Origin of the sequence: Mesorhizobium sp. M7A.F.Ca.US.006.04.2.1 (assembly GCF_004022915.1) — a bacterium.
GTDB lineage: Bacteria > Pseudomonadota > Alphaproteobacteria > Rhizobiales > Rhizobiaceae > Mesorhizobium > Mesorhizobium ciceri.
Genome location: NZ_RZQA01000871.1, coordinates 1 through 2598 on the forward strand (window position 1 = coordinate 1; position 2598 = coordinate 2598).

Here is a 2598-nt window from a genome sequence, read left to right on the forward strand (position 1 = left end):
GTCTTCGACTGGGCCAGGGTGGAGGCGATGGCCGATGTGCTGGTCGAAGGCGGGCGTCGCTTTGCCGGTGCCGTCATGAAAGGGCTGGCCGAGCGCGGGGTGGATACCGAAGACCCGGCCGCGCTGATGTTCGCCATCCGCCGCATGGGGCCGAAGCGCATGGAGGCGCTGTTCGGCCCGGGCGCGGACGGCATCCGCGGACGCACGCCGCTGATCCATGCCGAATGGGCGCGCGAGCTCAACCACAAGGCCGTCGCCTGGGTCGCGACGCAAAAGCCGCTGGAAAGCCCTAGACCCCTGACCGTCTGCATCGGCACGACCGACGTGCATGAGCACGGAAAATATCTCGTCGAACAGGCGCTTGAAGGCCTGGGCATCGTCATCGCCGATGCCGGTGTGGCCGTCGACCCGGAAACACTCGTCGCCCGCGCCGCCGAAACCGGGGCCGATGCGATCGCCGTCAGCACTTACAATGGCGTGGCGCTGCGTTATGCACAGGCGGTGAAAGCAGCGATGGCGGCACGCGGACTTGCCTTGCCGGTGCTCATCGGCGGACGATTGAACGAAGTGCCCAAGGAGTCCAATTCGGGCCTGCCGGTCGACGTGACCAAGGATATAGCAGACCTAGGCTGCCTGCCCTGCGCCGACCTCGACGAGATGCTGCGTGCCCTGCGTTCCATCCGGCCCGTTGCCTGAAACGGGCAGGCTTCGTCTTACGCAACGACAGGGGCGTGCCTTACCAGGCGGTCATGCCGCCGTCGACCGTCAGGATCGAGCCGGTGGCGAAAGAGGATTCGTCACTGGCGAGCCACAGGATTGCATTTGCGATTTCAACCGGCTGCGCGACGCGATTCATCGGTGAGCGCGCGTTCAATGCCGCGACAAACCCCTGAGGATCGGGATGGGTTTCCAGCATGGTTTCGAAATAGCTCGACCAGGTCACACCCGGTGCCACGGCGTTGACGCGGATCTTGTCCGCAACATGGTCAAGCGCCATGGCACGCGTCAGCGCCGCGACGCCGCCCTTGGAGGCGACATAGGCCGCCCGATCGGCAAGTCCGACATGGGCCACGTTGGAAGCGGTGTTCACGATCACCCCGCCGCCGCCCGCGGCCATGACGGGAATGACATATTTGGAGCAGAGAAAGACGCCCTTGAGGTTCACGGCCATGAGCGCGTCCCAATCCGCCGCCGCGGTGGTGACAACCGAACCGCGTATGCCGTAACCGGCATTGTTGACCAGAATGTCCACCCGCCGAAGGCCTCTTGCGCGCGGCGCACCATCGTCGCCACGGAGACTTCGTCCGAGACGTCCGCCTCCCAGGCCAGCGCTCCGGTCCTGCCGGCCACCTCGCCGGCCCGCGCGCCGTCGCGATCGACGACCAGAACGCGCGCGCCCTCCTTCGCAAACAGTTCCGTGACGGCCGCGCCGATACCGGCGCTGGCTCCGGTGACGATGGCCGCCTTGCCCTCCAAACGCATGATCTATCCCCTTTTCACAAACTTGTTTTGCCCTATCTTGCAGAAGCGCTTGCAAAGTGTCGACACTTTTGTATTTAATTTCGGCACGAACTCGGGGATATCGGTGAAAAACACTCCTTCCGTCGAACAACATCTGGAAATCTATCGCCGGATGCTGCTGGTGCGGCATCTCGAAGAGGGCCTTGGGGCGCTTCACAAGGAAGGACGCACGCGCGGTCCGATCCATCGCTGCGATGGCCAGGAAGCCGTCGGCGTCGCCGCGACCGCCGTGCTGGAGGCCGGCGACAAGGTCGCCACCACCCATCGTGGCCACGCGGTCTATATCGGCAAGGGCATGGCCGTACACCCGGTGGTGGCCGAGATCTTCGGGCGGGCCACCGGTGCCTGCGGCGGGCGCGCCGGCCACATGCTTGTGGCCGATGCCGAAAAGGGCGTGATCGGCGGCAATGCCATTGTCGGCGCAGGCATTCCAGCCGCCACCGGCATGGCGCTGTCGATGCAGATCCTCGGCACCGGCAATGTCGCCATGTGCGTCTTTGGCGACGGCGCCGCGCAAACCGGCATCTGCCACGAAGCCATGAACATGGCGGGGCTGTGGAAATTGCCGGTCGTCTTCGTGCTCGAACACAACCAGTTCGGCCTGACCGTTCCCTCAGAAGTCCAGTCGCCGGTCGAGGACCTGTCGATCCGCGCCGCCGGCTACGCGATGCCGGCCGAGATCGTCGACGGCAATGACGCGGTGGCTGTCTACCGCGCCGTGTCGGCCATGGTCGAGCGCGCCAGGCGCGGCGAAGGCCCCGGCATGGTCGAATGCAAGACCTACCGCGTCGAAGGTTTCTCCACTTCCGACATGGGCGGCTATCAGAAGCCGGAGGATATTGCGGCCTGGAAGGAACGTGACCCGTTGCTCGTCTCGCGCAAGGCGCTTTTGGGCGACGTCGGCGAGGCGAAACTCGCGGCAATCGAGGTGGCGGCCAGAGCTGAGGTCGACGAGGCATTCGCGGCGGCCCTCTCCGACCCGATGCCCGAATTCTCGCTCGACGAAGCCTGCAACCCCTACAGCGAGGCACACTGACATGGCCATGATGCGGTATGCCGAAGCGCTCAATGCGGCAC

The 2598-nt window shown here is 65.2% G+C and carries 4 protein-coding genes; 2 read left to right on the forward strand and 2 right to left on the reverse strand.

Going from position 1 to position 2598, the window contains the following annotated elements; translation table 11 throughout:
• The coding region (locus tag EN925_RS31415; protein ID WP_164894514.1) for a cobalamin-dependent protein at positions 1-696 on the forward strand (696 nt) is incomplete at its 5' end.
• 40 nt (positions 697-736) lie between these two features.
• On the opposite strand, the gene EN925_RS31420 is transcribed toward EN925_RS31415, so the two are convergent.
• Positions 737-1252, reverse strand: coding sequence for an SDR family oxidoreductase (locus EN925_RS31420; RefSeq protein ID WP_245461058.1), 516 nt, complete (start codon positions 1250-1252; stop codon positions 737-739).
• The gene (locus EN925_RS41055; protein ID WP_245487371.1) at positions 1162-1482 is read right to left on the reverse strand and encodes an SDR family NAD(P)-dependent oxidoreductase; all 321 of its coding nucleotides are present in this window, start codon (positions 1480-1482) and stop codon (positions 1162-1164) included. Before EN925_RS41055 ends, EN925_RS31420 begins: the two co-directional genes overlap by 91 nt.
• 103 nt (positions 1483-1585) lie before the next feature.
• Here EN925_RS41055 and EN925_RS31425 point away from each other — a divergent pair, with 103 nt between their 5' ends.
• Entirely contained in the window at positions 1586-2557 is a 972-nt protein-coding gene (locus tag EN925_RS31425) for a thiamine pyrophosphate-dependent dehydrogenase E1 component subunit alpha (RefSeq protein WP_158515799.1), read from the forward strand.
• Positions 2558-2598: the final 41 nt, after the last annotated feature.